At 30.6% G+C, this 983-nt stretch carries 2 protein-coding genes; both read right to left on the reverse strand.

Annotated elements, in window-relative coordinates; all coding sequences use genetic code 11:
• A partial coding sequence (locus BPMYX0001_RS27685; protein ID WP_033799815.1) for a VOC family protein occupies positions 1 to 180 on the reverse strand: 180 nt, incomplete at its 3' end.
• A 36-nt stretch (positions 181 to 216) separates the two neighbouring features.
• The gene (locus BPMYX0001_RS27690) at positions 217 to 669 is read right to left on the reverse strand and encodes a VOC family protein (RefSeq protein WP_006097477.1); all 453 of its coding nucleotides are present in this window, start codon (positions 667 to 669) and stop codon (positions 217 to 219) included.
• Positions 670 to 983: the final 314 nt, after the last annotated feature.

Below are 983 nucleotides of genomic sequence, written 5' to 3' on the forward strand. Positions count from 1 at the left end.
AATATTATGTACTTCCCATAGTCCAAGCATTTGTTTTTTATTTTCTCCTACCCAAAAGAAAGCCACTCTTCTTTTAGATAGTTTTCTTGCTAATGCTAACCCTAACTTATTTTGATAGAAATCTATCGCCTTTTCTAAATTTCTTACATGTAAATGTGTTTCGTATATGTTTTGTATCATTATGTTTATTCCCTTCTTTATTGTAATTTATAATTATCATCCGTGTATAAATTCCCACTCTTTCCAGGACATAATTTCAAGTTCCGGTCTTGGTTTATCCTCTAACATAGAAATAAACTCAACTGAGTGACCATCTGGATCTGTAAAATAAATCGACACAGCAGGCATAAAAGGGAATACCATTAATTCTTCGGAATTTCCACCAAAGAAATTTGCAGATTCAATTCCTAATTCATTTAAATAATTTCTCGCTTTAATAATATCTTTCACATCTACTCTAAAAGCGAAATGTTGACGCTGAACCTCCGGTGAAGGATAATTTTCTCTAATGCCAAACATAGCTTCTCCAGGTTTTCCGATCCAGTAAAATTTAGATTTTCGATTAGAGTCTTCATACAAAGGAATAATATTAAATAATTTTTCATAGAATTCAGCGGATATTTTATAATTACTTACATTAATATGTGTTTCAAAAATCCCTTTAATCATCAAAACTCCTCCTTTTATAAGTATTTAATTATTACCAATATCATTTTATATCTTTTAAGCTCAATATACCTAATCACTATTTTATTAAAATAAACAGCTAAATGAATCAATCTAAAAGATGAAATTCAAGTGGAAATCCTACTACTTTTGTCGTAGAATCCCCACGTATCACCACATCCCCATCAAGTTACTATCTTTAAAAAGGCCTACACAAAAATTCTGTTTTTCTACAGTTAGTTATAAGGATTCATCTTACTTTTTCTTTTTGAGATTGCTCTGTTTTCTTAAGTTGATGGGCATGGGGTACCGCCACA

The sequence above is a fragment of the Bacillus pseudomycoides DSM 12442 genome (assembly GCF_000161455.1).
Lineage (GTDB): Bacteria > Bacillota > Bacilli > Bacillales > Bacillaceae_G > Bacillus_A > Bacillus_A pseudomycoides.

What these genes read in the sequence shown, in the direction of transcription:
- BPMYX0001_RS27690 (WP_006097477.1), bottom strand. Translation starts at nt 669, where the DNA reads ATGATTAAAGGGATTTTTGAAACACATATTAATGTAAGTAATTATAAA.